The organism is Flavobacterium sp. KH_035, from assembly GCF_057839565.1.
Genome location: NZ_CM174492.1, coordinates 4463287 through 4488454 on the forward strand (window position 1 = coordinate 4463287; position 25168 = coordinate 4488454).

At 38.1% G+C, this 25168-nt stretch carries 15 protein-coding genes; 14 read left to right on the forward strand and 1 reads right to left on the reverse strand.

The genetic code is table 11. The features are described from left to right. The first annotated feature begins 267 nt into the window (after positions 1-267). Both AC3IS6_RS18210 and AC3IS6_RS18215 read left to right on the forward strand, forming a co-directional pair. Positions 268-642, forward strand: a complete 375-nt coding sequence (locus tag AC3IS6_RS18210; protein WP_489161456.1) for a YdeI/OmpD-associated family protein — start codon at positions 268-270, stop codon at positions 640-642. Between the two features lie 314 nt (positions 643-956). Continuing rightward, complete coding sequence (locus tag AC3IS6_RS18215; protein WP_489161457.1) at positions 957-2126, forward strand: BT3233 family polysaccharide utilization protein; 1170 nt, start codon at positions 957-959, stop codon at positions 2124-2126. 87 nt (positions 2127-2213) lie between these two features. Here AC3IS6_RS18215 and AC3IS6_RS18220 read toward each other — a convergent pair whose 3' ends face one another. Continuing rightward, positions 2214-3257: a LacI family DNA-binding transcriptional regulator gene (locus tag AC3IS6_RS18220; protein WP_489164929.1), complete on the reverse strand. Its 1044-nt coding sequence runs from the start codon at positions 3255-3257 to the stop codon at positions 2214-2216. Between the two features lie 404 nt (positions 3258-3661). Here AC3IS6_RS18220 and AC3IS6_RS18225 point away from each other — a divergent pair, with 404 nt between their 5' ends. The 12 genes from AC3IS6_RS18225 (at position 3662) to AC3IS6_RS18280 (ending at position 25076) form a co-directional block, all read left to right on the forward strand. Then, positions 3662-4111: a NanQ anomerase/TabA/YiaL family protein gene (locus AC3IS6_RS18225; RefSeq protein ID WP_489161459.1), complete on the forward strand. Its 450-nt coding sequence runs from the start codon at positions 3662-3664 to the stop codon at positions 4109-4111. Between the two features lie 203 nt (positions 4112-4314). Then, the gene (locus AC3IS6_RS18230) at positions 4315-5127 is read left to right on the forward strand and encodes an SDR family oxidoreductase (protein WP_489161461.1); all 813 of its coding nucleotides are present in this window, start codon (positions 4315-4317) and stop codon (positions 5125-5127) included. Positions 5128-5191: 64 nt separating this feature from the next. Beyond that, positions 5192-6376, forward strand: coding sequence for a mannonate dehydratase (uxuA, locus tag AC3IS6_RS18235; RefSeq protein ID WP_489161462.1), 1185 nt, complete (start codon positions 5192-5194; stop codon positions 6374-6376). Between the two features lie 159 nt (positions 6377-6535). Next, a complete protein-coding gene (locus tag AC3IS6_RS18240) occupies positions 6536-8176 on the forward strand; it encodes a hypothetical protein (RefSeq protein WP_489161464.1) in 1641 nt (546 codons plus the stop codon). A 226-nt stretch (positions 8177-8402) separates the two neighbouring features. Beyond that, complete coding sequence (locus tag AC3IS6_RS18245; RefSeq protein WP_489161466.1) at positions 8403-12494, forward strand: hybrid sensor histidine kinase/response regulator; 4092 nt, start codon at positions 8403-8405, stop codon at positions 12492-12494. Positions 12495-12707: 213 nt separating this feature from the next. Continuing rightward, positions 12708-15710, forward strand: a complete 3003-nt coding sequence (locus tag AC3IS6_RS18250; protein WP_489161468.1) for a SusC/RagA family TonB-linked outer membrane protein — start codon at positions 12708-12710, stop codon at positions 15708-15710. Positions 15711-15831: 121 nt separating this feature from the next. Beyond that, positions 15832-17343, forward strand: coding sequence for a RagB/SusD family nutrient uptake outer membrane protein (locus AC3IS6_RS18255; protein WP_489161470.1), 1512 nt, complete (start codon positions 15832-15834; stop codon positions 17341-17343). A 274-nt stretch (positions 17344-17617) separates the two neighbouring features. Next, positions 17618-18799 carry a glycoside hydrolase family 88 protein gene (locus tag AC3IS6_RS18260; RefSeq protein WP_489161471.1) on the forward strand — a complete coding sequence of 394 codons (1182 nt, stop codon included), beginning with the start codon at positions 17618-17620 and terminating at the stop codon, positions 18797-18799. 3 nt (positions 18800-18802) lie between these two features. Continuing rightward, the gene (locus AC3IS6_RS18265) at positions 18803-21220 is read left to right on the forward strand and encodes a glycoside hydrolase family 2 protein (protein WP_489161473.1); all 2418 of its coding nucleotides are present in this window, start codon (positions 18803-18805) and stop codon (positions 21218-21220) included. Positions 21221-21386: 166 nt separating this feature from the next. Further along, the gene (locus AC3IS6_RS18270) at positions 21387-22514 is read left to right on the forward strand and encodes a T9SS type A sorting domain-containing protein (RefSeq protein WP_489161474.1); all 1128 of its coding nucleotides are present in this window, start codon (positions 21387-21389) and stop codon (positions 22512-22514) included. A gap of 10 nt (positions 22515-22524) precedes the next feature. Then, a complete protein-coding gene (locus AC3IS6_RS18275) occupies positions 22525-24339 on the forward strand; it encodes a glycoside hydrolase family 2 protein (RefSeq protein ID WP_489161476.1) in 1815 nt (604 codons plus the stop codon). Positions 24340-24512: 173 nt separating this feature from the next. After that, on the forward strand, positions 24513-25076 hold the full coding sequence (locus AC3IS6_RS18280; RefSeq protein WP_489161478.1) for a DUF2911 domain-containing protein: 564 nt from the start codon (positions 24513-24515) through the stop codon (positions 25074-25076). Positions 25077-25168 lie beyond the last annotated feature (92 nt).

Genomic DNA, 25168 nt, shown 5'->3' on the forward strand with positions numbered 1-25168 from the left:
GATCTTTCCAAAATACTTACAAATTACATTTCAAATAGCATATACTCTCATCTATATATACTTTTTACACACCAAAACCTCCTAATCAACAAAGGTACAAAGGTTTACAATGTGTATCACAATTTATAGTTTAAAACATTGATGGCCATTGCCTTTGTTTCTCCAGAGATGCTGACTGTTTGCAAAACACCATTCGAATTCCCTAAAACTTTCCTCAATTTGCAATTAAATTTCATTAAATTTAGGTCCATTTTCAATTCTTAACTTATGGAAACAAAAGACGGAAGAATAGCAGTTTATGCCAAAACCCGAAAAGAATGGCGTGATTGGCTGCAGGAAAACAGTCAGATCGAAAAATCAGTCTGGTTGATTTTATACCACAAAAAAAGTAAAACAGAAAGTGTAAATCTTATCGAAGCTACAGAAGAAGCTTTGTGTTTTGGATGGATAGACAGTTTATGCAAAAAACGGGATCCCGAAAGTTACTACTTAACGTTTACTCCCAGAAATCCTAAAAAAAGCAAATGGAGTCAACCCAATAAAGATCGGGCAGAAAGAATGATTGCAGAGGGTTTAATGACCGAATACGGTCAGCTTTCCATTGATCTCGCCAAACAAAATGGCAAGTGGGAATCTGTTTAAAAAGATAAATAATCCATTAAGTTATGACTAATAAAAGTATTATCTAACACATAAAAACATAGTTTTTTAAGCTTCAAAAAAGGCGTTTCACTTATTTAAAACACACATTAATAGCTGCGTGAAAAAAAAACACTTTTGCATTCTTTCTAACCAAAGAAATCTATATTTCTGCGTGTTCAAATCACTACATCAAATAAAAACCTGAAGAACAACAACTTGTACATTATTACTCCTAATCTGTATTTTTAAGTTCGATTTCATTTATAAATTTATATTTCAAAAAAAACATCTCAGAACATTAAAAAAATTGGATCTTGAAAAAATACATTCTCTTCACCGCGATTCTGACAAATAGTTTCGCCGTTCATTCCCAAAATAAGATTATTACTGTTACCAACTCTCTACCTCTGGATCGTGAATTTGAAACGATCGAACTGACCCAAAAAATTCTCGGTTTCCCTACTGGAGTCAAACTGGAAGATTGCGTTGTTAAAGAGATCAGCAGCAATACACTTTTAACAACTCAGACCGTAGACAACGATGGTGACGGGACAATGGATGTGTTGCTGTTTCAGCCCAAAATAAAAGCTTCCTCCCATAAAGATTTTGAAATTTTAGTATCCGAAAATCCATCAAAAGAAACAACGGTAAGTTGTTATTCTAGATTTGTTCCAGAACGGACGGATGATTATGCCTGGGAAAATAACAAAGTCGCTTTTAGAACTTATGGTCCTGTCGCCCAGAAAATGGTGGAAGACAAGATTCCCGGTGGAACGCTAACCAGCGGAATCGATGCCTGGCTCAAAAGGGTTGAGTATCCTATTATCAATAAATGGTACGAAAAAGCAACTAACGGAACCGGAACGTATCACAAAGATACCGGCGAAGGTTTAGACAATTTTCATGTAGGCGACAGTCGCGGTGTAGGCGGAATAGCTGTTAAAGTTGATGGCAAATACTATTTTTCTAAAAATTTCATCAGCTGGAAAACCACTGCCACAGGCCCTCTCAGAACCAGTTTTGTCCTGACTTATGCCAATTGGGATGCGAGAGGCAACAAAATTACCGAATCTAAACTCATTAGCCTGGATTACGGAAGTTACCTGTCCCGTTTTGAAATTAGCATTACAGGAACAAAATCCGTGGCGGCAGGACTAACACTACACGATAAAAAAGGAACAATAGAAACCAATACCAAAGAAGGCTGGATAAGTTATTGGGAGCCCATTGACGATTCTGAAATCGGAACAGGAATTGTTACTACAAAGAATACCTTAACAGGTTTTGACCACCATGTTACCGATGGAAAAGATCTTAGTAACCTTTATGGAAATATCGAAGTAAAAAACAATAAGGCGATTTACTACTCGGGTTTCGGATGGAAAAAAGGAAGTCCGTTTCAGACGAAAAAAGAATGGGAAGCTTATTTGAGTACGTTTGCTAAAAAAATAAATAATCCACTTTTGGTGAGGGTCAAAAAATAATTCTTTTTCTAAAGGTTTAACCTATTTTCAAACCGGACAAGTTTCAAAAACCTGTCCGGTTTACTAAAAAAATCTATAGAACCGATTTTAAGAACCTTTCCGGTTTGTTGGTACATAATTTTCTTTTAAAATAATTTCTAACGGAATGTAATGCGTCTCTTCTACTGCTTCCTGTAAGACCAATTTTTTATACAAATAATGAATCCCCATATAACCTTGCTCTTCCGGTCTTTGGTTGATTAAAAAGTCAATTACACCTTTGTTCAGGTATTCGATATTTTTTTCCAATAAATCATAACCAATTATCCGAACGCCTGTTATATGGTTTTCTTCTAAAAATCGGGCAACGATGTACGCTCTCGAATTCGGTACAAAAACACTGTTAATTCCTTCAAACATATCCAAATTCAATTGATCGATTCCGGAATCTTTTAGGGTCACTTCTGAAAATTTAAAATTCTTAAGATGCTCCTGATCTTTAAAGAACGAATGAAATCCAGCAATACGTTGCAAGTAAACCGAGGTACTTTCGATCTCTCTGGTAATCTTAAAAATCAAAACCTGTCTTTCGTTTTTTACTGCAAAACTAATCAGTCTTCCTGCTAAATAACCGCTCTGAAAAGCATCCTGCCCTATGTAAGCATGAGCTGTACCGGAATCAATATTAGAGTCAATCATCACTACCGGAATACTTGTCTTCTTATATTCTGTCAGGAACTGAATAGACTCTTCATAGAAAATAGGAGCAAACAATAAACCATCACATTCAAAATTCAATACTTTTTTGACAGCCTCTTTAAAGGAAGTAGTATTAAAATCATATAAGAAATAGTCCAGAACAATGCCGAATTTGCCGAACTCCATCGCTGCCTTTTCTATACCCGCAATCTGACTTTTCCAGTATTCCAGATTTTCATACTGAGGTAAAAATACTGCAAAATGAAATTTTTTATTCAACGCCAGATTACTGGCCAAAATATTTCGTTTGTAGCCATACTCCTCGATAATAGCATTTACTTTATCTACATTTTCCTGAGCAACCTGCCCCCGATTATGGATGATTCTGTCAACAGTTCCTGGGGAAACGTTAGCCAGTTCCGCGATTTTTTTTATAGTTATGATATTGCTTATTTTTAAGTTAAATGATTTTACTAATCACTTCAAATTAATATTTTTTTTATCAAAAACGAGTTGTTTTACCTAACTTTTTATATACATTTGTAAAATACCGTGTGCGCACACGCAAATATACACATGTGTATTAAAAAATCATAACATTAAGTAAAAATAATAGTACGATTTGCATTTTTAACGGATTTAAGAGTATTTTTTTTGATCTGCTAAAGTCAGACTAGTAGTTAAAAACTTCTCTTTTGACCTTTACTGACATCAGAATCAAAACAGAGCATAACAATATAATTACCAGTGTTTTACAACAAGCCACATAAAGTAAAAAACAAATTAGTAATCGCTTCTAAATCAATCCAATCGGGGATAAATTCAGGAGTTTAAAAAAACATAAAAACCAAATAACAATGATTGTAGATTCATTACAAAACGCGGCGAAATATTACAGCCTGCATGCTAATTTTAAAAAAGCATTCGACTACGTAAACCAAAATGACATCAGTACTCTTGAAGAAGGTGCTTTTGAAATTGGCGAAGGCTTAAAAGTAATCGTAATTGTTGGCGAAGGCACAACCAAAGAAGAAAGTATAAAAGGATTTGAATGTCATGATAAAAATATTGACATCCAAATTTCGATCAAAGGACCGGAGACTTTTGCATGGAAACCCAGAGAAAAATGCGTTAGTCCGAACGGAGATTATAATGACGAACGCGATGTTCGTTTCTTTTATGACAAACCGGATATGTTTTTTGAATTACAGGAAAAACAGTTTGCTATTTTGTTTCCCGAAGATGTTCATGCGGCAATGATTGGTGAAGGAGCACTTAAAAAAATTGTGATTAAAGTAAAAAAATAAAAATAGGATTACCATTCAAAACGTCATTGATGTTATTGCTTAACAAAGGATTCATGCGTTGTATTGCTCAACAGAATTATGAGGAAATCGAAAAAAGCTCTCGAAATAATCCAAACGATCAGACGGTAACAAATAACCTCAGCCCTATTTAAAAACACTTTTTTGTTCATGAGACAAAAACAGTATAAATCATAAAATTTTATATGGATTCAATATTTAATCTTAAAGGAAAAATTGCCTTAATCACAGGTGGTGCCGGAGTATTGGGAAGTAATTTTGCGAACGTCCTAGCCAAACAAGGTGTTATTACGGGAATTGTCTCCCAATCTATTGAAAAAGCCTATGCCAGCGTAGCGACAATAGAACGTAGTGGCGGAAAAGCTTTTGCCATTCAGGCGAATGTTTTAAATAAAGAAGAACTGGAAAAAGCCAGAGATTTTATTGTAGAAAAATACGGCCGTCTCGACATTCTCATAAATGCAGCGGGAGGAAACATGCCGGGAGCCACCATCAGACCAGATCAGGCGATCTATGATTTACAATCCGAAGATTTGCAAAAAGTAATCGACCTGAATATTATTGGAACGATGTTACCGTCACAAGTATTTTCGGAACTTTTTGCCCAACAGAAACAAGGAATTATCATTAATATCTCATCGGCATCGGCACAACGGCCTTTAACGAGAGTGGTAGGATACTCCGCTTCAAAAGCTGCGATTGACAATTTTACGCAATGGATGGCTGTCGAACTGGCGTCTAAATATGGTGAAGGAATACGTGTTAATGCTATTTCACCCGGCTTTTTTATAGGAGAACAAAACCGATCTCTATTATTGACTCCGGAAGGAAAACTAACCCCAAGAGGCGAAAAAATAATCGAACATACTCCAATGGGAAGGTTTGGAACTCCGGAAGACATCGATGGAGCCCTTTTGTTTTTGTGCAGCGACATGTCAAAATTTGTAACAGGAACGATTTTAAAAGTAGATGGAGGATTTGCCGCTACCAGTATTTAAAACAGAAAATAAACGCTTACCTGCTATTCAAAATCATGTAGAAAACTTATAAAACACTTAAAGAATGGAACAAACGTTAAGATGGTTCGGACCAAATGACCCGGTTTCTTTACAAGATATTAAACAAACTGGAGCCACCGGAATTGTAACCGCATTACACCATATTCCCAACGGACAAGTTTGGAGTATTGACGAAATTTTAAAACGAAAAGTTGAAATTGAACATGAAAATGGTGATCCTAAAAAAGGGACATCAGGATTAACATGGTCTGTTGTCGAAAGTATTCCGGTACACGAAGACATTAAAAAACAAAGCGGAAATTACCTGCAATACATTGAAAATTACAAAGAAAGCATTGTAAACCTGGCTTTGTGCGGCATCAAATGCATTTGTTATAATTTTATGCCCGTTTTAGACTGGTCCAGAACCGACTTAGCCTATGAAGTTGCTGATGGCTCAAAAGCATTACGATTTGATATTAATGCTTTCGCGGCTTTTGAACTGTTTATTCTGAAAAGGTCCGGAGCTGAAAAAGAATACTCCGCAGATCAAATTAAAAAAGCGACAAAATACTTTGAAGCCATGACAGCGGCCGATAAAGTAAAACTACAGCAAAACATCCTCGCAGGACTTCCGGGTGCCGAAGAAGCTTATAGCGTAGAAGATTTTCTGGTTACGTTAAGCGCTTATAATAAAATTGACCGAAAAACGCTAAAACAGAATCTTTTCTTCTTTTTAAAACAAATTATTCCGATTGCCGAAAGTAAAGGTGTTCTTATGGCCATACACCCTGACGATCCGCCCTACCCGATTCTGGGATTACCGAGAGTTGTTAGTACCGAAGAAGATTTAATCGATCTGATGGCTGCTGTTGACTCAAAATCAAATGGGTTTACGATGTGTACCGGTTCTTATGGAGTGAGGGTCGACAATGACTTGCCCGGTATCGTAAGACGTCATGGCGACAAAATGAACTTTATTCACCTGAGAAGCACTCAGAGAAATGCTGAGGGCAGCTTTTACGAAGCCAACCATCTGGAGGGTGATGTAGACATGTATGAAGTTGTAAAAGCGATTCTGGAAGTTGAAAAAAGAAACAACAGCCAGTTGCCCATGCGTCCGGATCACGGACATCAAATGCTCGACGATTTGAATAAAAAAACAAATCCCGGATATTCTGCCATTGGCCGTTTAAGGGGATTGGCCGAATTGAGAGGATTAGAAATGGGGATTGTGAAGTCTTTATAAAATAATCTCGCGAAGGCGTAAAGGCGCAAAGTTTTTTATGCATGTCTAAAAAGAATTTAATTAGTAAAAACCGGTACATAAACGCTACATCCTACAAAACAGAAACCTTTACGCCCTCGCGACTTTGCGAGAAACTACCTAACCAAAATAACCACAACCATGAATACCCAAACCATCCTGATTTGCTGCAGTTTTTTTGTATCTGGCTTTGCATTTAGCCAACAGACTCCAAAAATACTAACCGATTCAAAAAACAATTATCTTCCTGATTTCAGCTATGCAGGATATCATTTTGGCGAAAGCCCAATTCCGGAAACATCAGGAAAAGTCATTAACGCCACCGATTATGGCGTAAAAGCAAATGATGGACTAGACGATTCAAAAGCCTTATTAAAGGCCATACAAGCAGCAAATGACGTTCAGGGCAATGTCATTTTACAACTGCCTGCCGGAAGAATTATTCTGAGTGCTGTTTTATACCTGGAAAGAAGCAATTTTATACTTCGCGGTATGGGATCAGGTGAAAAAGGAACCGAAATTTACTGTCCGAGACCCATGATGTATTTCAAAGATCCGGAATCCTTGACAGAACTTCGTGAATATTTAACCACATTTGATAAAAGGCAACGCGAACCCGAAAACAACGTCGACCTTCCTTTCTCGCAATATGCCTGGTCCGGCGGAATCGTCTGGACCCAAATTCCGAAGGAACGAGTAAAATCTTATCTCGATAAATACGAACCTACTCCAAATCCTTTGGCAAAAGTAAATTCCGGGACAATGGGCCAGCACATCATCACCGTTTCGGAAGTAAAAGGAATCAAAGTTGGCGACATACTCGAGTTACAACTTTTCAATAAAGGCGGCGAAAATGGTGAAATCATAAAAGACTTATATCAGGGTGCTCCTGTTAAACCGGGCTCTCATCATTGGAAATTCCCAAAACTGCCGATCGTCAGGCAACAGGTTGAAATCACTAAAATAGCAGGTTCGAAAATTACCATCAAAACACCACTTACAATCAGCATAAAACCAAGCTATCAGGCGCAATTGGTGGAGTGGAAACATTTAAGCGAAGTTGGTATCGAACAGCTTCGTTTCACCTTTCCGGATATTCCGAGAGTCGCGCATCATGTAGAACCCGGAAACAATGCCCTATTCTTAACAAGACTTTTCAATAGCTGGGTCAAAGATGTGGTCATTACGAATGCCGATAGTGGAATTCTGGCCGAGGAGATTGCCAATGTTACCATTCAGGATATTGTTACCGAAGGGCCACATTTGTCCCATTACACCGTCACTTTAGGCGGTGTGCATAATGTGTTGGTCAGGAATCTTAAAATTTACAACAAAGCGATTCATCCTTTGAGTTTTAACACTTTTGCAACAAAAAACGTCTATCAAAACTGTGAGATTTTTGCCGATGCCCTTTTGGATCAACATTCAGGAGCCAATCATCAAAACTTATTCGATCATATCACGGTACATATACAACCGGACAAAAATAACAGTTATTATTTGTTTGGAGGCGGAGGCGCCGATTACTGGAAGCCTTCACATGCACCATTTAGTACGTTCTGGAATCTGAATGTTCAGGTTGAAAACCCGACTGAAATAACCAAACCAATCTTGCTGTACGGCATGAAAGACGGTCCATTTGCCCGGATTATAGGTGTAAATGGTAATGCCAAATTTGAGGTAAAATATGAACCCGACGCATATGTTGAATTCTTAAATACGCCTATGAGTAAAATTCCTTCCCTATATGATTATCAATTGCAAAAGCGCGTGAGGAAATAATCTCACAGAGTCGCAGAGCTTTTTTTAAGTAAATATTAAACATACAGTCTGTCATTTCAACGAAGGAGAAATCGCACTAGAAACTCGACAAAGAATGGACTCTAGTTACGGAGTTACTTACGGAGATTTCTCCTTCGTCGAAATGACATAACAACGAGAAAAAACTTTGAGTCTCTGAACCTCTGCTCCTTGCACCTTTGAACCTTTGCACCTAAAAAAAACCGCTATGAAATACAAAATAGCCTTTCTACTACTCTTTTTTATTTCCGGAAATCTACTTTCCCAAAATAAATACCGTCTCAAAAACATCTCGACCACCGACGGGCTTTCGCAGAGTTCTGTTATTGTAATTCATCAGGATAAACTGGGACAAATGTGGCTGGGTACCCGTGACGGACTCAATAAATATGATGGAAGTAAATTCAGCATTTTTAGGAATGATGTCACCAATAAACATTCGATCAGCAACAATGATATTTTATCCATTGAAGAAGACAATACAGGAAAAATCTGGGTGGGAACCTACAACGGGCTCAACTGTTACGATCCGGTCAATAATCGTTTTACGCGATATTTACATACCAAAACCAATCACACCATAAGCAGTAATGCTATCTGGTCGATCAAAGAAATTGGAGATGAAATGTGGTTTGGGACTTCAAAAGGAATAACTATTTACAACAAAAAGACAAATAGATTCACTTCGGTTTTTCACTCAGATACTGATGATACAACGGTACCAAGCAACAATATTATCACGATACACAAAAGCAAAAAAGGCGAAATCTGGATCGGAACCACCAAAGGTTTATGCAAACTTATCAGCAGAAAAAATGGGAAATATATCTTTAAAAATTATCCTTTAAATTCCGTAGACCAGCTGAATGTTGTCGCCATCACAGAAGATGCTTCGGGTAATTTGTGGGTGGGAACAAAAAACAAAGGCCTTCTAAAACTGGACAAAAATGCCAATGCATTTGTTTCCTTTTTACCTGATGAAAAATACAGCGAAATCAATACGGATATCCGATCACTGGCAATCGACAAACAGGGTTCTTTATGGATTGGTACTTACGACGGAATCTACATTTTAGCAAAAGACAGCAGCCTCCAAAAAATAAACAGCAATAACAACAGCAACGGAATTGATAAGGTAAAATCGATATTTATTGACCGAAAAGGCTCCGTGTGGATTGGCTGCTACTACAAAGGCGTAAACATTTGGGACATTTCAAATGTTAACTTCTCCAACTACAATCAAAATTCTAAAAAGATTCCTATGAGTTTTGATGTGGTAAGTTCGATTGTTACTGATAATAATCACAATGTCTACTTTGGAACAGAAGGTGGCGGCATCACGATTTTCAACAGAAACACCGAAGCAGTTAGTTATATCAACAGTCAAAGTGGCAAAAACGTCAAAAATGATATTAAATCCATGTGTCTTTCCGCTAATATTTTATGGATCGGAACTTTCTCGAAAGGTCTGTCTGCCTACAACATTAATTCAAAAAAAATTGAAGACCACCGAATCGCGCCTGCGTTAAACACTTTACTTAAAGAATCCGGCGTATATTCGATCAAAGCCGAAGGTAACGACATTCTCTGGATTGGCACTTTTGGAAAAGGTCTGATTCGGTACAACATCCTTTCCAAAACCTTTGAAGTCATCGGAAACGATACTACCCAACCGGAGTATTTAACCAACAACATTGTGCGAACGATGCTGATGGATGAAAAAAAAGGAATCTGGATCGGAACTCAAAACGGGTTGAACTACATTCCGTTACATAATTCCACTTCAAAAAAATACAGCATCAAACATTACTTTTTTGACTCCTCTTCCCTATCCGGTGACGATATTCTAACGTTATTTCAAGACAGTCAGAAAAAAATCTGGGTGGGAACAAAAGCCAAAGGACTTCATTATTTTGATGGCAAAAAATTTTGTAAAATCAATTTAAGAGTCGGAAACACCATCATTACTTCTATACATTCCATCCTTGAAGACGATGACAAAAACCTATGGATCAGTACCAATCAGGGTATTATAAAGTACAATACCATTCAGAAAACAGTTGTCATCTACGATCAAAAAGATGGTTTGGCTAGCAATGAATTTAATGATAACTCGGCTCTGAAACTCGATTCTAATAAATTCTATTTCGGGAGTCCTTCTGGTGTGACCTTTTTTGATGCAAAAAAAATCTCTCTGAACCGCTATGTTCCTCAAGTATTAATTACCAATTTGAAAATCAAAAACGAAACCATACATCCCAATGATTCTATTGGGATTCTGAAAAAAAGCATCACCTATACCAAAACCATTACACTGGATTACGACAAAGCCAATTTCTCAATTGATTTTGCAATTCCAAACTACATTCGGTCCAAAAACAACCAATACAGCTATCGTTTGGTGGGTTTGGAAAACAACTGGACAACAACCAAAAGTTCCGAAGCTATTTTTGCCATTCAGAATCCCGGAACCTATATTTTTGAAGTTCGCGGCGCCAACAATGATGGGGTCTGGAATAAAGTTCCAACAACCTTAACCGTCATTGTAAACCCGGCTCCCTGGCGCAGTATTTGGGCATTTTTACTCTACGGAACCTTAATTGGACTGGGGATATACGGTTTGATTTGGATCATGAAATCGAAAGCGGCACTAAAACAAAAACTGGAACTCGAATATCTAGAAACCAAACGAATAGAGGAAAATAATCTCGCCAAACTCGATTTCTTCACCAATATTTCACATGAATTCAGAACACCATTGACTTTAATTCTGGGCCCTTTACAGCAAATTCTCTCCAATTACAACGGTACGAATGAAATGTATAAAAAACTGCTGGTTATCGAAGGAAGTGCCAATCATCTTTTAAGTCTGATCAATCGTCTGATGGATTTTAGAAAACTAGAAAATCATCAGGTCACACTGGAATCAGCAGAAGGAAATATTGTAAAATCCACCAAAGAGATTTTTCTTTCTTTTATCGAATATGCAAAAGATGGCGGTTACCACTACACTTTCGAATCTACAGAGGAAGAAATCCCTCTGTACTTTGACCGTTATAAACTGGAACGTGTTTTTTACAATTTAATCTCCAATGCCTTTCGCTACACCCCGAAGGGCGGAAATATCCATCTTAAGATCACACACGACCACGAAAATCTTTTTATAACCGTAGAAGATTCCGGAGTTGGAATCGCAGCCGAACATATTGATAAAATATTTGATCTGTTTTACGAAGTTCCAATGCACAACAACGTGCAGAAAAGCTATAATAAAGGAACCGGAATTGGTCTTTCGATCGTAAAAAATATCGTAAAACTACACAAAGGAAACATCGAAGTTAGCAACAAACAAACCGGTGGTGTCGTTTTTATAGTAACGCTTCCATTGGGCAGATCTCATCTTTTAGACCATGAAATTATAGAAAACTTTCAAATCAGTGATGCTATCGAGCAATACAGTTCTCAACTCGAACCTTCAGAGACAACTGAACGCGAAGATATTGCCGATTTTGTAGTGAATGACGAAAAACAAACCATTCTACTTGTCGAAGATCATAAGATACTCCGCTCGTTCATGAAAAATCTCCTCAAAGAGGAGTATAATATCATTGAAGCAGAAAATGGAAAAGTTGCGTTTGACAAAGCCCTGCAGTATGTTCCTAATTTAATTATCAGCGATGTCATTATGCCTGAAATGGTAGGTACGGAGCTTTGCTCAAAAATAAAAGAGAATTTAAAAACCAGTCATATTCCTGTTATCCTGCTCACTTCCCGAACTTCACTGGTGTATAAATTTGAAGGCCTGGAAAGCGGAGCCGACGATTATATCAGTAAACCTTTTAATCTAACAGAATTTAAACTTCGCGTTAAAAATCTGCTGAATTCAACCGAGCGTTTGAAAAATAAATTTTCAAATGAAGACAGTTTTACTCCTTCAGAAATTACCGTTTCTTCTTTGGATGAAGAACTGCTGAAAAAAGCTTTTAAAATTGTAGAGGAGAATATTTCGAACGAGCAATTCGACATTCCATTTTTCTGTACCGAATTAGGAGTCAGCCGAACCATGTTATTTTTGAAAATTAAAGCCTGGACAAATTATACACCTAACGAATTTATCCACGAAATACGAATGAAACGTGCCGCTCAATTGTTAGAACAAAACAAATTAAACGTCTCCGAAGTGAGTTATAAAGTGGGATTTAATAATCCCAAATACTTTAGTAAATGTTTCCAGAAAAAATACGGAGAAACGCCAACACAGTTTTCGGATAAGTTTTTCAGGTCATCTGTAATTTATTAAGAAATCCGCTATTTTAAAGGGATAAAAAAGGGTATCTGTATTTTTAGATACCCTTTTTTGTATTTCTATATCCTTGGTGCCTCATACATTTGTCTTTATGAAAACCCAAAAAACAAAATTCATATTACTGCAAATTGTGTTTATATTGCTGATAATAGGAATGAGTTTATTGCTTTTTTATTTTATCTAACACTAACCTAAAACCAAAAATGAATGTTTACAAACCAAAATTTCAAATCGCTTAAATGGTGTTTGCTGGTCTATTTTTTACTGGTAAATATTGTGATGAATGCACAGGAAAGAAAAGTCACCGGAAAAGTTACTTCCTCCGAAGACTTACTCGGACTTCCTGGTGCTAATGTTTATATCAAAGGATCTTCAGTGGGCGCATCTGCAGATATGGATGGAAACTATACTGTTATCGTTTCTGAAAAAAATGCCGTATTAGTCTTCAACTTTATAGGATATCAAACTGTCGAAATTCCCGTAGGCAATAAAACCGTAGTCAATGTCAGTTTAAAACCGGATACCAAAAATCTCGATGAAGTAGTCGTTGTGGGTTATGGTACCCGTAAAAAAAGCGATATTACGGGTTCTGTATCTTCGGTGACAGCCAAAGAACTAACAGCCTATCCGTTATTAAATGCAGAGCAGGCATTACAAGGCCGTGCTGCGGGAGTTTCGGTACAATCCAATAATGGCGGTGAACCGGGTGCTCCCGTAAAAATCAGGGTTCGTGGCGGTACTTCTATCAATGCAAGTGGAGATGCACTTATCGTGGTAGACGGTTTTGCCGGTGCATCGATGCCTGCCCCTCAGGATATTGCTTCGATAGAGATTTTAAAAGATGCTTCGGCTACTGCCATATACGGATCAAGAGGTTCAAATGGAGTAATCATGGTCACGACCAAAAAAGGAAAACCGGGTGCTCCTGTTATCGAATTCAGTAATTCCACCTCCGTACAGTCTGTCAACAATAAATTGCATTTGTTAAATGCTGATCAATTTGTAGCCTACCGAAAAAGTTTCACCACACACACTGCGGCAGGTTCTGATACCAACTGGCAGGACATCATTTACCGCGATGGATTAATTTCTAACTCCCAATTGTCTTTTTCAGGGGGGTCAGATAAAATCAAATACTATGTTTCAGGGAATTATTTCAACCAGAATGGAGTTGTCATTAACTCCGGAATTGACAAATACACCATTGTAAGTAATCTTGAAGCCGATTTGAGCGACAAGTTTAAAGTGGGGCTGAATTTATTTCAAAGCAAACAAAATAAAGAAGGAATCATCAGCCAGACCAGTGCGGGAGGAACAGGAGCCGCGGGTGTAATTGCCGCAGCTTACCGTTTTATGCCCGACAAAGGAATTTATAATGCCGACGGAACTTTTACCACCACAGCACCTATTGGAGATGATATCGACAATCCGTACGCGACAGCTATGGAAAACATTCTAGAGGTAATCAACATTACCAACAGAAGTAACTTCTTTGCATCGTATCAACTCACCAAAGATCTGAACTTCAAAACCACATTAGGATTAACCGAATCTAATTCACAAACCGGAAGATATACTCCATCCACCTTAATCGCGGGAAAAAATATTAAAGGAGAAGCTTCTGTAAACAATACCAGATTCTCTTCTTTTTTAACTGAAAATTACCTGACTTTCAAACGTGAAATCGTCGATAAAGGAATCCTTACGGTACTTGGAGGTTACTCTTATCAAAAAAACAGAAATGAAAATTCATACGCCGCTGCAAGAGGTTTTTTAACAAACACCAACTCCTATCATAACTTAGGTGCCGGAACAGTATTCTTAAAACCCGATTCAGGATTATCAGAAACAGAACTGATCTCGGCTTTTGGAAGGTTAAACTTTGATTATGCCGATAAGTATCTCTTCACCTTTACAGCCCGTAGAGACGGTTCGTCAAGCTTTAGTAAAAATTACAAATACGGAACCTTCCCTTCTGGAGCAGTTGGCTGGAATATCAGTAAGGAAAACTTTCTGAAGGACAGCAAAACGGTTTCAAATTTTAAATTGAGAGCCAGTTACGGAGCCACCGGAAACCCGTCAATCGGGGCTTATTCTACACTTTCCCGATTTTCTGAAATTTATGATGTAAGCGGAGATGTGATTGTAAATGCCGTTCAACTAACTTCATTAGACAATCCGAACTTAAAATGGGAGACTTCTTACCAGCAGGATTATGGAATTGATTTGGGTTTGTTTGATAACCGAATCAGTATCACAGCCGATTATTACAAAACAATTACCAAAGATTTATTGTTCAACCGACCTTTACCGGGCGTTTCAGGAATTGCTTCTCAGCTTCAGAACGTTGGAGAATTAGAAAACAAAGGATGGGAACTGGGCATCAATACCAAAAACTTTACCGGAGCTGATTTTACATGGTCAACGAGTTTTAATATCTCTTCCAATAAAAACAAAGTACTGAAATTAGCCGATGACAAAGATCTTTTAATCAACTCTACTCCCGGTCACTTCCTTGCGACCGATTCCCAAATTTTAAGAGTCGGACAACCCGTTGGTTCTTTCTTTGGATTTGTTTACGACGGTGTGATTCAGCAGGGAGAAACAGTTCTGCCGGGGAATTTTGAAACGATTGCCGGAGGAGAAAAATTCAAAGATGTAAATGGTGACGGAAAACTGGATTCAAACGATAAAACAATCATCGGAAACCCAAATCCTGATTTCATCTTTGGACTTAATAACGACTTCACTTATAAAAATCTTGATCTGAATATTTTCTTTCAAGGTTCTGAAGGGAATCAGATCTTAAATTATACTCTGATGGAACTGGCCTCAGGAAACAATAATGCGACAACCGAAGTTCTGGATGCCTGGACACCAACACACACAGATACCAATGTGCCCATTAATGCGGCAAGAACAAAAAGAGTAACTTCAAGATTTGTATATGATGCAAGTTACATTCGTTTGAAAAACATCTCTTTAGGTTATAGTCTGGATGATAAAATTGTATCCAAAATGGGATTGAGTAAAGTTCGTTTCTACATCAGTGCTCAAAATTTATGGACCATTACCAACTACCCGGGTTCTGATCCGGAAGTAAATTACCTGAACGATACCAACGCCAGAAGCAACACCAACTTAGGATTGGATTATGGAAGTTATCCGAATGTGAGAACGTTTACACTGGGCTTTAATTTAAAATTTTAGTTTCAAAATGATCTTAAACACATCGAAACATAGATTTTATGCTCACAATTATAGAACATTCCAAAAAGCTATGCTTCTATGTGTTAAAATTAGTACACCAAATACCTAAAAAAATAATAGTATGAAAAAATATATAGCTTTTCTTTTCCTGGGAATATTCGCTTTTGGATGTTCCGACTTAGAAGAAAAACCGGTGGGAATCATTCGTCCGGAAAACTTCTTCAGCAATACAGATGACCTGCAGGCTGCTGTAAACGGAGCTTTTGCCAACATTGCCCACAATAATTATTGGGGAAGAGAATTTACAATTGCCTTAATGTTACGCGACGACATGGCCGATATTGGCGACAGAACCACTCAGGCTGCCCGTATCGATGTGAATGATTTTACGATGAATGACACCAACGGTCTGGTAGCAAACTTCTGGCCGCAATCATACATCATCATCACCGCTGCCAATCAGGCCATCGAAGGCGCAAAAAAGACACCAGGTGATCCTGCCAAAGTAAACGCCATTGTGGCTCAGGCTTATTTTGCAAGAGCTTTTGCCTACTATCATTTAGTTCGCATCTTTGGAGATATTCCCTACATCGACTTTGTGGTAAATGACGTTTCACAGGTAAATTCCCTAAGCAGAACCAAACAAGCCGATGTATATCCGAAAATTATTGCCGATCTGGAATTTGCCAAACAATGGCTGGAAGACAAACCAAAAGTAAAAGCAGTTCCCGGAAAAGGTACCGCCGCAGGTTATCTGGCCTCTGTCTATTTAACCCTTGGAAAGTACCAAAAAGCCTACGACGAGGCCAAATATGTTATTACCAATGAAGCAAAATTTGGCTTGGGACTGGACGCTGATTTTCAGGATTTATTTAATGCTACAAAAACAGCAGCACTTAAAGAGCCTTTATTTACAGTCGATTTTAATAATTTGACTTCAGGAAATTACGGTCAGGATTATACCGCATTTTTCACTGGTTCTTTGAAAGACGAAACGTATAGCTACGGACAAGGATTTTCTGTAGCCGTTCCTTCTTTAAAAGTATTCAACGACTGGGACAAAAGAGATTATCGAAGAGCGGTAAGTTTTGACACCATCATCAGAAAAAAGGTTGGCAATAATTTGCAAATCTTTCCTTCGAGTGATAACGAGAAAGCGCCACGCCCACATATTGCCAAATACTATCGTTTTCCCGGAAAAGCGGGTGCCAACGGAAGAACTTCACAGCACAATTACATCACGATGCGTTTTGCCGAAGTGTTGTTGACAGCAGCAGAAGCTTTAAATGAAATTACCCCGGGAACTGCAGAAGCAGACGGTTATGTAAACCGCGTACGCACCAGAGCCAGAAATAAAGCCGGAAAACTGGTTTCGTTTCCTGCCAATGTAACACCGGGCTTATCTCAGTTTGCTTTCAGAAAAATGGTTATCGACGAACGAAGATTAGAGTTAGCTTTTGAATATGTAAGATGGTACGACATCAAAAGACTCCAAAATGGTCCGGAAGTATTTGGTCCGAATGGTTTTGAACCGCACGCCAATTTTGATCCCAACAAAGATTATTTATTTCCATTACCGGGCACTGAGTTAGCGATCAATCCAAACTTAAAACCAAACAATCCCGGATATTAAAAATAAGATTTAACCTCATTTTTGTCATCCTGACAAAGGAAGGATCACACTAGAAACTCCGTATGCAAAATCAGCCAATCTTGGTCGAGTTTCGAGTGTGATCCTTCCTTCGTCGAAATAACAAAACAGTAGTATCTTTTTCCTCGCATAGCTTTACGAGATTGCTATGAGATAATATTAAAAGTGAAACACCTTTTAAACGCTCCTATAAACTATGTCACTATGTGTTAAAATTAAATACAACAGATTAAAAAAATCAAAATAAAACTTACATATGAATAGAGTTAGTATTTATGCTTTAATCCTTGGGTTTGCATTGCTTGCAACAGCGTGTAAATCCGGGATTAATTCTCATCCAAAAAACACTTCAGCAGCATACCACCTTCTGGAAACCCGATACAAAATGCTGTTGGATTATCCGGTTGATTCGATGGCGATGCCCAGAAGCATGACCCTCAAAACCAATCTCGTTAGAAAAGTTCCTTCAAGAGACTGGACAAGCGCATTCTTTGCCGGAAATCTTTGGCAATTGTATCGCTTAACAGGAAATACCGACTATAAAAAGCAAGCCGAAAAATGGACGCCTTTCAGTAAAAAAGAAAGCGTGAATACAAATTCCCACGATGTTGGTTTTAAAGTCTATTGCAGTTATGGTGAGGCATTAAAAGTTGAAAACAAACAAGAATACAAAGATATAATTGTTAAAGGTGCTGAAACTTTATGCAGCCGTTTCGACTCAAAAGTCGGGGCTATTCGTTCCTGGGATTTCAACAAAGAAATTTGGGACTATCCGGTAATCATTGACAATATGATGAACCTTGAATTGCTTTTTGAAGCCACCAGATTATCCGGCAATAAAAAATACCAGGACATCGCTATCCAACACGCCAATACCACTTTAAAAAATCAGTTTAGAGAAGACAACAGCTGTTATCACGTTATTGATTACAATCCGGTTTCCGGAGCCGTAAGAAAAAGAACGACACTTCAGGGATATAATGACGATTCTGTTTGGGCACGTGGACAAGGCTGGGCAGTTTACGGATTCACCATGTCGTATCGCTATACAAAAGATGAGGCTTACCTCAAACAAGCCGAGGCGACCGCACAATTTTTTATGACAAATAAAAATTTGCCGGAAGACGGAATTCCGTATTGGGATTTTAAAGATCCGGGCATTCCAAACTCGGCACGTGATGTTTCTGCGGCAACCATCATGGCTTCAGCTCTATATGAATTGTACGGTTATACTAAAAACGACCGTTATCTGGCTTTCGCCAACAAAATAATCGCGTCTTTACATTCCGACAAATACATTCTAGATGCAAAAATAAACGCTCCTTTCCTATTAGATCACAGCACTGGAAACTGGCCAAAACACGACGAAATTGACGAACCGATTGTCTATGCTGACTATTATTTTCTGGAAGCATTGTTAAGAAAAAAAGCCTTATAAGCCATGAAAAAACTACTATATCACTATCAATCATTTTCAATTATAGCTTTTCTTGCTTTTCTTTTGTTTAGTCACAATAATGCTCTTGCTCAGACGAAAACCAACATCAACGAAAACTGGCTGTATTTAGAAAACAATACCTCCAATCCTGATCAGGCTAAAAAAGCAGAAAACTGGAGCAAACTTAATTTACCACACACCTGGAACGCCGAAGATGCAACCGATTTAAACCCAGGCTACCGACGCGATGCCAGTTGGTATCAAAAAAAACTTAATCTTGCTCAAATAGATCAGAATCAACGTTATTATTTATATTTTGAAGGATCGAATGTAACCACAAAAGTATATGTAAACGGTAGAGAAGCCGGTGGACACATCGGTGGTTACATTGGATTTACAATTGACATTACACCTTTTATCAAAGAAGGAAACAACGAAATTCTTGTTCGTGTAGACAACAGTTATGATATCGAAATCATTCCGTCTCAAAAAAGCGATTTCTTTATTTATGGTGGTATAACACGTGATGTCTGGTTATTGTCGAAATACAAAAATCATATTGAGGATCTGAAAATTACCACTCCTGAAGTTTCTGCCAAACAAGCATCTTTAAAAATCGTTGCTAAAACCATCCATTCTAAAACTTCAAAAGAGCTCTCCTTAACCGTGATTCTTAAAAATCCAAAAGGAAAAAAAGTAGCCGGGAAAACCATTCCGGTTACTGCTGCTACGACAACAATAACATTTGACAATATTAAAAATCCGGAGCTCTGGGATATCGATAGTCCTAATCTATATTCAGTAACAGCGATTTTAGCAGAGAAAAATCAAATCAGAGACAGTATAAATGAAAAAACAGGTTTCAGATGGTTTGAATTTAAAGATCATGGCCCATTTTATCTCAATGGAAAACGACTGCTCCTTAGGGGTACCCACCGCCATGAAGAAGAAGCTGGCGTGGGAGCCGCCATGAGCAATGCACAGCATCGTGCCGACATGGAATCCATAAAAAAAATGGGAACCAATTTTGTTCGTCTTGCCCATTACCCGCAAGACCCCGAAGTTTATAAGGCCTGTGATGAACTTGGTCTTTTGGTTTGGGACGAATTACCGTGGTGCCGTGGCGGAATTGGCGACAAACTCTGGCAAACGAACACTAAAAATATGCTCGCAGAAATCATCAATCAAAACTACAACCATCCGAGTATCATTATCTGGTCTTTGGGGAATGAAATGAACTGGTTGCCGGATTTTCCTGATGGAGATAATACAGACAGAACAAATGTATTCCTGAAAGAATTAAACGATATCGCCCACAAAATGGACCCTACCCGAAAAACAGCGATTCGAAAATACTATGAAGGTTCTCAAATTGTCGATGTCTTCTCCCCTTCGATCTGGTCAGGCTGGTATTCCGGGAGCTACAAAAGCTATCAAAAAGCAATCGATGTTTACAAAAAAGAATACAAACACTTCATTCATGCCGAATATGGCGGTGACAGTCATGTAGGCCGTCATAGTGAAAATCCAATCACAGGCGAGAATATCATAAAAGCCGAGGGCTGGGAAGAAGCCATAGTGCAAACCAAAGTAGCTAATATTGCTCAAATTGGCGACTGGAGCGAAAATTATATCGTTGATTTATTTGACTGGCATCTGCATATATCCGAGAATGACCCATCGTTTGTGGGCAATATTCAGTGGGCATTCAAGGATTTTGCAACGCCTTTACGACCGGAAGATGATATTCCGTACATGAATCAAAAAGGACTGACAGACCGAAACGGAAACCCAAAAGATGCCTACTATGTTTTTAAAAGTTACTGGGGCAAGGAACCTTTTGCGTACATCGAGTCACATACCTGGACCGAGCGTCAGGGTCCTGAAAATACCCCTCGCACAATTAGTGTATTTAGCAACTGTGAAAAAGTAACTTTATTTCATCAGCAAAAATCATTGGGTGAAAAGAAAAGAAATCTTTCACTGTATCCTGCCAATGGCTTAACCTGGGACCTAAATTTTTTAAAAGGAGAAAACATCCTGATTGCCGTTGGAGAAACAAAAGACGGAAAAAAAGTTACAGACACTTTAAAAGTGAATTACCGTTTCAATAAAAATGATACGGCTACGGCACTCCAATTGTCCAGCGAAAAATTAAAAAACGGTAATTATCTCGTGACGGCAATTGCAATCGATCACAACAACTTACGCTGTCTGGATTACGAAGAAAGCGTTTATTTTCAATGTCTGAAAGGTGGAAAAACCATGAAAAATCAAGGAACTCCCACCGGAAGCGAGTCTATAAAAATGGCCAATGGAAAAGCTTCTATTGAAGTGGTTCCGGACGGTTCCGGGAGTCCGATTGAAATGACAGCATTGAACCAGAGTTTTAAAGGAGAATATTTGAAGATTGCCAATTGATTTAAAATTAGGCAAATCTCGCGAAGGCGCAAAGGCGCAAAGTTTTTTATGCCACTGATTACACAAATTAAAGTGATTTTTGAAGATTAAATTTAAAACTCTGTCTAAAACAAAAAATACACATTTACATTGAAATAGAACAAAATTGCAAACTAAAAACCCAATTATGAAAAATACAATATTTTACAAAATTGCCTTAGTACTAATCAGTTTTGCGGGCCATGCACAAGTCACTTTAAATGCCGATGGTCCGGGTGGCGTTGGAACTTATGAACTAATAACAAATGCACTGGCTCCCGGTACAGCAAATGGTGCGATCGAGGCACCGGATGCCATACATCCCGGTTTTGGACCTCATATTACCGAAGTTTTTGATGCCGAACTGAATAAAAATGTTTTTGTATTTCACGCACATGTGAGTAACACTCCTCCGGACAATGAACCCGTAGCCGGAAAAACAGACAGACAGCGTGTAGAAATTAAATCCTACAACCCCTCTCCCGATAATCTAAAAGGAATAATCGGTGAAACCGTGCGATACAAATGGCGGTTTAAAATTCCTGTTGGATTTAAACCAACCACCAGCTTTACGCACATCCATCAGGTTAAAGCTGTAGATGGCGACGACGACGATCCGCTTTTTACGATAACTCTCAGAAAACTTTCAACCGGCGCAACACGTTTAGAATTGCTATATGACGAAAATGCTGCAACAGCAACCACAAAATATGCTTTACCTTCCTTATCTTTATTTGAGGGTGTCTGGGTCGAAGCTACCGAAACGATCAAAATTGGCAGCAATGGAACCTATGCTATGGTCATCAAAAAAGTCAGCGACGGAACTGTATTGGTCGACTACAGCAATTCAAATATTCAAACGATCCGGCCTGCTTATACAGCTACCAACGGAACTGTTTATGCAGCCAACTCTTTTATCAGACCCAAATGGGGAATTTACCGCAGCCTCGCCGATATTGCCAACATGAGAGACGAAACGGTGCTTTTCTCCGATTTCAGTATTGAGGAATTGACTACTTTATCCTCCAAAGAGCATTCAAAAGCAAAAGTTGATATCCAATTCCCCAATCCGGTAGGTGACAGACTCGAACTTTCAGAAGCAATTCTAAATGAGTATAACGGAATAAGGATTTATGACAATACTGGTAAACAGGTGGTTTCTTACGACACAATTCCCGAAACCATTAATGTGTCGTCTCTACCATCAGGACTTTACCTTATAAAATTTAAAAAAGAAAATACCTTTTCAAAAGGTGTAAAAATGATTAAAAAATAAAATTGTATCAATGAAAAAGCTAATCACTTTAGTGCTACTCGCCTCATCCATTTTTGGAGTAGCACAAAACCTGATCTCCAATGTTCCAAACCGAAATACGACCTCGTTAAACGGAGTCTGGAACTATATTGTCGATCCTTACGAAACAGGCTACTACAGCTTTCATCACGACGAATACGACAAACAGACTAAACCTTCTAATGCAGCTTTTTTTAATAACTATCATGCTGTAAACAAACAGGAACTAATTGAATATGATTTCGACAAATCTCCCAAAATCAATATTCCGGGAGACTGGACTTCGCAGGTTCCGGAATTGAAGTATTACGAAGGAAATGTCTGGTTCAAGAAATCTTTCGATTATAATTTACAGGCCAAAAAACGTCTTTTTCTGTATTTTGGAGCCATTAATTACAAAGCCGATGTTTATTTAAACGGGAAGAAGTTAGGAAGGCACGAAGGAGGTTTTACGCCCTTTAATTATGAAATCACTTCCATTGTAAAACCAAAAGACAACTATTTAGTAGTTAAAGTCGACAATACACGCCACAAAGAAGATGTTCCGACGATCAATACTGATTGGTGGAATTATGGCGGAATTACCCGTGATGTTACCTTAATCGAAGAGAATGAATCCTTTGTAGAAGATTACTACATTCAGCTCAAAAAAAGCAATGCCGCTATAATTTCCGGTTTTGTAAAAATTAACAACTTCAATTCGGCACAAAATAACATAACCCTATCAATTCCCGAATTAAAGATCCATTACAAGGGAAAAATTGGTACCGACGGAATCCTAAACTTTGAAATTCCAGCAAAGAAAATCTCCTACTGGACTCCCGAAAATCCGAAGTTATATGAAGTGATAATCGATTATAACGGACAACAATTAAAAGATGCAATTGGTTTTAGAACAATCGAAACCCAGGGAGACAAGATCCTCCTGAATGGAAAATCAATCTTTCTGCGTGGAATTTCGATTCATGAAGAAAATGCAAAAGGTGGTCGTGCCCATTCGGAAGAAGATGCTTTGCGTCTTTTAAACTGGGCGAAAGAACTGGGCTGCAACTACGTGCGTCTTGCTCATTATCCGCATAACGAAAATATTATCAGAACGGCCGATAAAATGGGACTCATGGTTTGGGAGGAAATTCCGGTATACTGGACAGTTGAATTCACCAATAAAAACACCTACAAAAATGCCGAAGAACAATTGACTGCAGCTATTACCAGAGATAAAAACAGAGCCTGTATTATCATCTGGTCGATGGCCAATGAAACCCCTATTTCGGACGCACGAAATACGTTTATCAAAAATCTGGTGGATCATACCAAATCTTTAGACAATACGCGACTGATCAGTGCGGCTTTACTGACGCAAACCGGAGCAGATGGTTTTGGAACAATCAATGACGAAATTGGTCAGTATCTGGATCTTATTTCCTTCAATCAGTATTTAGGCTGGTATGGCGGAAAACTAGAAAACGCCGAAAAGATTTTCTGGAAAACCAAATACAACAAACCTGTGATTGTTTCTGAATTTGGAGGCGATGCCAAACAAGGTTTGCACGGAGAAAAAAACGAACGATGGACAGAAGAGTATCAGGAATACCTCTACATTCAGAATTTGAAGATGATCGAAAACATCCCACACCTGAGTGGATTAAGCCCATGGATTCTTGTCGATTTCAGATCTCCAAGACGACTTTTACCTGGAATTCAGGACGAATACAACCGAAAAGGACTGATCTCGAACGACGGAAATAAAAAGAAAGCCTTTTATATCATGCAGAATTGGTACACAAAGAAGAAAAAAGAATATTAAAAGATATTCTTTTAAAAAAATGACAAATTAGAACAAAAAACAAACACATTCTACGGTATTCTAAATTAAACACAAGAACCATTAGCAATTCATTAACAAAAAAACAAACTGAAATTATATGATTTTTCTTCATTATTAACTTACTTTGTAGATATTCTAAAAATTGTAATTCTATGAAAAAATTATGTTTAATGGCAGTTACTTTATTTGCTGCCTTTACAGTTCAAGCACAGGATGTAGTGAAATTTGCTCCGTTAGACGCAAGTCCGGTCGACATTTCGTATTTCCCGAATAAAGCGGTAAAATTCAAAAAAACCGATAATCCTGCTCCGACGATTAAGGTTATTTACGCAAGACCTTCTGCTAAAGGACGTGCTATTTTTGGTGATTTAATTAAATTTGGTGAAGTTTGGCGTGTAGGTGCTAACGAAAATACCGAAATCAAGTTTTACAAACCAGTTACTATTGGTGGAGTAAATATACCTGCCGGAACTTATAGCTTGTTTGCAATTCCCGAAAAAGACAAATGGACAATCATTATCAATAAAGAAATTGATTTATGGGGTGCCTACGCTTATGATGAAAGCAAAGATATTGCAAGAGTAAGTGTTCCGGTTAAACCGGTATCAAATGTAATCGAAGCTTTATCGATTGCCTTTACCACTCAGGGCGCTGTAACGAATTTAGTAATTGGCTGGGACAAAACAACTGTTGAAGTTCCGATAACTATTAAGTAATTGTTTAGCGGCAGAACGATATATAACAAAGAGACACTAGTTTTAAATTAGTGTCTCTTTTTTTTTTCACTCATTAATACTAACCTTAAAAC